The sequence below is a fragment of the Methyloversatilis sp. genome (assembly GCF_030696805.1).
In the GTDB taxonomy this organism is placed as follows: Bacteria; Pseudomonadota; Gammaproteobacteria; order Burkholderiales; family Rhodocyclaceae; genus Methyloversatilis.
The window spans coordinates 1-5,026 of the sequence record NZ_JAUYRO010000098.1 but is presented as its reverse complement, the minus strand read 5'-3'; the positions used below and the strand labels follow the sequence as shown (position 1 = coordinate 5,026).

Annotated in this window: 7 protein-coding genes; 1 reads left to right on the top strand and 6 read right to left on the bottom strand. The window is 58.7% G+C overall.

Annotated features, from left to right (window positions below; genetic code table 11):
• Nucleotides 1-259: hypothetical protein (locus Q8R75_RS16925; RefSeq protein WP_305663800.1), on the top strand; the 259-nt coding region annotated here is incomplete at its 5' end.
• Nucleotides 260-551: 292 nt separating this feature from the next.
• On the opposite strand, the gene Q8R75_RS16920 is transcribed toward Q8R75_RS16925, so the two are convergent.
• The 6 genes from Q8R75_RS16920 to Q8R75_RS16895 all read right to left on the bottom strand — a co-directional run.
• Entirely contained in the window at nucleotides 552-800 is a 249-nt protein-coding gene (locus Q8R75_RS16920; protein WP_305633525.1) for a hypothetical protein, read from the bottom strand.
• 76 nt (nucleotides 801-876) lie between these two features.
• A complete protein-coding gene (locus Q8R75_RS16915) occupies nucleotides 877-1,131 on the bottom strand; it encodes a hypothetical protein (protein ID WP_305633531.1) in 255 nt (84 codons plus the stop codon).
• Nucleotides 1,132-1,136: 5 nt separating this feature from the next.
• Nucleotides 1,137-1,439, bottom strand: a complete 303-nt coding sequence (locus tag Q8R75_RS16910) for a hypothetical protein (RefSeq protein ID WP_305633526.1) — start codon at nucleotides 1,437-1,439, stop codon at nucleotides 1,137-1,139.
• Nucleotides 1,440-1,580: 141 nt separating this feature from the next.
• Nucleotides 1,581-1,865, bottom strand: a complete 285-nt coding sequence (locus tag Q8R75_RS16905) for a hypothetical protein (protein ID WP_305663799.1) — start codon at nucleotides 1,863-1,865, stop codon at nucleotides 1,581-1,583.
• A gap of 36 nt (nucleotides 1,866-1,901) precedes the next feature.
• Nucleotides 1,902-2,291 (bottom strand): cytochrome c, encoded by a 390-nt coding sequence (locus Q8R75_RS16900; RefSeq protein WP_153131985.1) that lies wholly within the window; start codon nucleotides 2,289-2,291, stop codon nucleotides 1,902-1,904.
• Nucleotides 2,288-5,026: CusA/CzcA family heavy metal efflux RND transporter (locus tag Q8R75_RS16895; protein ID WP_305663798.1), on the bottom strand; the 2,739-nt coding region annotated here is incomplete at its 5' end. The genes Q8R75_RS16895 and Q8R75_RS16900, both read right to left, overlap by 4 nt.

The following is a 5,026-nucleotide window of genomic DNA, read 5'->3' as shown; positions in this document are numbered from 1 at the left end:
GAAATCTGACCCGGCCAGCGACCCGCTGGCCACACTCGAACACCTCAACGCGCTGATCCAGACCGAAGGCCAGATCACCTTGGGCCTCATGCGCCCGGTCGGCTGTGTGGCCATCGCCAACGACGATCACACCTGTCTGGCGATGCTGCGCAAGCGCAAGGACGAAACCCTGCATCAACTGCTCATCCGTCTGGATGCCGCCATCGGCAAGGCATGGGACGAGGGCGAATTCGCCGACGAGATCAACTCGCCGCGCTGAGCACTCAAACGCAAGACGGGGGCGGTCGGACGCTTACGATCAATCTGGCCGACGTCATGCCATTTCAGATCGCTGTCCGCCACAGCTGGCTCTGCCAGGCACCCATGGTTGCATTCGACGATCCAGCGTTTCTGAAGCACCGTCCGACAATAGTTGTAATTCAGTATATTCGGGTCACAGCCGACCGCCAGCGCCAGTGTGCGACACACACACCGATCGCCGTGCTCTGCCGGTTTGCGGATATCCATGGCTGAAATGATGAGGCCCCGATTCCGGGGCCTTTGCTGGACGCTTACTTCCCATCTCGCGGATGGAAATGCTTGCTCTGATCCTTGGCTGCATTGGGCTTATCGGCCTTGGCATCCGGCATGCTTTGCGGCATGCCGGTTTTTTCCTGGACATGGGAATGCGGCTTGCTCGCGGTCTTGTCCATTTGGGCCTCGGCGGCCTTCGGGGCGGCGGCCTTTTCGTCGGCGAAGACGACGCCGGTCATCGTGGTGCCAGCAAACAGAACGGCGGCAATGAGGGAGGAAACTTTCATGATCTTGGCTCCTGAGTTTTGGGGATTTAAACGGTCCGAATCGAGTGAACAGTTGCAGTTTGTGCTTCCGTCACTGTCAACAAGGTGACTTGCTGATTACATTGCTGTCAGGAAACGAGACTGAATATGGATTCACCAAATGCCCGACTGCTTCCGCAAGCGCATCACGCAATTGCCGTTCGCTACACCCCATCAGAATTCCGTCTTCCAGCGCATCCTGGGCCACCTGACGAAGTTCATCCAGGTTCTCGTTGAGCACCTTGATTTTTTCCGTACAGGCAATGAGCTTCCCGGATGAGTCTTGCCAAAGCACCGGCCTTGACGACATCATCAAGTTCACTTTGCCGAATGTCGGGCCAGCGTCTGCAATACTCGATGTTGGTAATCCAAGCTATCGAGGGTGCATGCCTTCCAATACTCGATGGATGAAAAGCCGACGGCAGCCCACCATGCCCCTGTTTGCCCAGGCTCACCCAGAGAAAACGACGGTGTTCGCTCAAGGAGTTCCTTGAGCGGGGAAATCTGTGTGGAAAGCATCTTTTCCAAACAGTCGAGATTCACGCCAACCAACCGGGCAACCAAATCCAAATGGAAGTCGGAAGGTGCATTGAAGATGGCGAACGCATTGTGTACGGACATGATTTTCTCCCTGCTGCACGATCAAGGCCCATTGCCTCGTAGGGAGAGTTTGCCTGTGGGTAGCTGTCACGCCCATAACGGGCGCATTACAACCCGGTCACTGTTTCGTCAGCTTGTTGCCGTGCTGCTCGCAGAGAGCGATTATTTCTTGGTCTGGGCGCTTAGCCCCAGAAAGACTTGTTGCCTCCGCCTCTCGAATTCGGCTGCGGAAACTCGCCACTGTGGGTCATGTGGGCAGTTCAGTTCGGCAGCAACAAGCCGACGCACATAAGCCAGCGCGGATGCCTTGCCTCGCGTAAGCAGCAACAAATCTGCCTTTGCCGCATCAAAGCCATCGCGATGATGGTCTCTCAATCCGGTGGTGAGCACCACAAGAATGGCAACTGCATCCTCAAACGGTCGCATTGAATCATCTTCGTTGGACAATTTTTCCCCCATATAGTGCTTTGTTCGAACCATCCGCTATTGGATGCCAACCTTCCGCTGCTCAGCCCGCACATAGGCGGTGACGTGGGCGACGTCGTCGGGCGTTACCCCTTTCACCGGAGCCATGTCGCCAAATTTCCAGTGATGGGCCCGCACACCGTTGGCCACGGCCAACTGGAATGCCGCATCGGCATGATGTGACGGCTCATAAATCTTGTGCAGCAGGGGCGGTCCCTTTTCCGATCCCTTCAAGTCGCCGCCATGACAGCCTGCACAGTGATTGGCGAACAGCGCCTTGCCCATGACGGGATTGGGCATTAGGCCGGGGCCGGGTTTGGGAATGCTCCAGCCTTGAGCCAGGGCAAGGCTGGGCAGCAGCGCCACAAGAAACGATGCAGGAATCCAAAACAAACGCTTACGCCTCATTGTTCCATCCCCCGTTTCATTCGCCACTGCTTGACCAGCGCGTAGATAGCCGGGATGACCGCGAGCGTAAGTACCGTCGAGGAAATCATCCCGCCGACCATCGGTGCCGCAATGCGGCTCATCACCTCGGAACCGGTCCCTGTCCCCCACATGATTGGTAGCAGGCCAGCCATGATTGCCACCACCGTCATCATTTTCGGGCGAACCCGTTCCACGGCGCCTTCCATGATGGCCTCGTAGAGATCGTGCAGCGTTGGCTCCTGATTTTCCGTCCGGCGTTTGGCCTTCAATTCTTCCCAAGCATGATCGAGGTAAATCAGCATGATGACCCCGGTTTCCGCCGCAACCCCGGCCAAGGCGATGAAGCCCACGGCGACGGCGACGGACAGGTTATAACCGAGCAACCACATCAGCCAGACCCCGCCGACCAGCGCAAACGGCACCGACAGCATGACAATCAAGGTTTCTGTCAGTCGCTTGAAGTTCAGGTAAAGCAGCAGGAAGATGATCAACAACGTCACAGGGATGACAATCTTCATTTTCTCGATAGCCCGTTCCATATACTCGAACTGGCCGCTCCAGGTGACGTAGTAGCCGGGTGGGAACTTGACCTGTTCGGCGACCGCTTTCTTGGCGTCGGCCACGTAGCTGCCAATGTCGCGGTCGCGGATGTCGACATAAATATAGGCGGAGAGCAGGGCGTTTTCGGTACGGATGCTGGGTGCGCCCTTGGCGACAACGACCTTGGCCAGTTGCCCGAGCGGAATCATCGCCCCGTCCATGGTCGGGATCAGCACTTCGCGGGCGATCTGCTGCGGATCGGAGCGCAATTCGCGCGGGTAGCGCACGGTGACACCGAAACGTTCCCGCCCCTCGACCGTGGTGGTCACCATCTCACCGCCCAGCGCCGTGCCGATCACATCCTGCAGGTCGCCGATGGCCAGGCCGTAGCGCGCCAGTTGCTCGCGGTCCGGTTCGATATTGAGATAGAAACCGCCCGTGATGCGCTCGGCGAAGGCACTGGTCGTGCCGGGCACGGCTTTGACCACGGCCTCGATTTCCTTGGCCACTTTTTCCATCTCACCGAGATCCTTGCCGAAGACCTTGATGCCGATCGGCGTGCGAATGCCGGTGGACAGCATGTCGATGCGGGCCTTGATCGGCATCGTCCAGGAGTTGGCGACGCCGGGGAATTGCAGGGCCTTGTCGAGTTCGGCAATCAACTTGTCGGTGGTCAGGCCCGGGCGCCATTCGGATTCCGGCTTCAGGTTGATCACCGTCTCGAACATCTCGGTCGGCGCCGGATCGGTCGCCGTATTGGCGCGCCCGGCCTTGCCATAGACCGAAGCGACCTCGGGGAAGCTCTTGATGATCTTGTTCTGCGTCTGCATCAACTCGGCAGCCTTGGTGATCGACATGCCGGGCAGCGAAGCCGGCATGTAGAGCAAGGTGCCTTCGTTGAGCGTCGGCATGAACTCCGAGCCGAGTTGAGAGGCTGGGTAAATAGAGGCCACCAAGGCAACGACGGCAGCAACGATGGTCATTTTCTTCCAGCGCATGACGCCGACGATGATCGGCCGATAGGCCCAGATCAGGAAACGATTCACCGGATTTTTCGCTTCCGGCATGACCTTGCCTTGGATGAACAGCATCATCAGGACAGGCACCAGTGTCACCGAAAGCAGCGCGGCGCCGGCCATCGAGAAGGTCTTGGTGAAGGCGAGCGGCGAGAAAAGCCGCCCTTCCTGGCCTTCCAGCGCGAACACCGGGAGGAAGGAAACCGTGATGATGAGCAGCGAGAAGAACAGCGCTGGGCCGACTTCCTTACAGGCGGCGAGCATGGCGTCGGCGCGCTCGGCCTTGGTGTGCTCCTCGGGCAGGCGCTCCAGGTGCTTATGGGCGTTCTCGATCATCACGATGGCAGCATCGATCATTGCGCCGATGGCGATGGCGATGCCTCCCAGACTCATCAGATTGGAGTTCATGCCTAACGAGCGCATGGCGATGAAAGCGATCAGCACGCCGACCGGCAACATCAGGATGGCGACCAGAGCGCTACGAACGTGCATTAGGAAGACGATGCAGACCAGTGCAACGATGATCGCTTCCTCAATCAGCGTCCGTTTCAACGTGTCGATGGCGTTGTGTATCAGTTCGGAACGGTCGTACACCGTCTGTACCGTGACGCCCTCAGGCAAGCCGGGACCGATTTCGGCTATCCGGGTTTTTAGATTGTGGATGACTTCCAGCGCGTTGGCACCATATCGCGCCATGGCGATGCCCGACACAACTTCGCCTTCACCGTTGAGTTCGGTCAGGCCACGCCGTTCGTCGGGCGTCAATTCGACGCGAGCGATGTCACGGATCAGCACTGGCGTGCCCTTGTCGCTTTTGAGGACCAGCGTTTCGAGGTCGCTCTTACCGCGCAGGTAGCCCTTGCCGCGTACCATGTACTCGGTTTCGGCCATCTCGACGACGCGTCCGCCGACATCGCGGTTCGAGTCGCGGATCACCTGCGCCACCTTCATCAGCGGAATGCCGTAGGAACGCAGTTTCACCGGGTCGACGGTGACCTGATAGGTCTGAACGAAGCCGCCGATCGATGCGACTTCGGCGACGCCGTGCGCCTTGGTCAGTTGGTAGCGCAAATACCAGTCCTGCAGCGTGCGCAGTTCGGCCAGCGTCTTGTCCTTGGCGATCACCACGTACTGATAGACCCAGCCGACCCCGGTGGC

Bases quoted from the DNA above. Each gene is read 5' to 3' on its own strand.
- Q8R75_RS16915 (WP_305633531.1), bottom strand. From the start codon at position 1,131: ATGATGTCGTCAAGGCCGGTGCTTTGGCAAGACTCATCCGGGAAGCTC.
- Q8R75_RS16920 (WP_305633525.1), bottom strand. From the start codon at position 800: ATGAAAGTTTCCTCCCTCATTGCCGCCGTTCTGTTTGCTGGCACCACG.
- Q8R75_RS16910 (WP_305633526.1), bottom strand. From the start codon at position 1,439: ATGTCCGTACACAATGCGTTCGCCATCTTCAATGCACCTTCCGACTTC.
- Q8R75_RS16900 (WP_153131985.1), bottom strand. From the start codon at position 2,291: ATGAGGCGTAAGCGTTTGTTTTGGATTCCTGCATCGTTTCTTGTGGCG.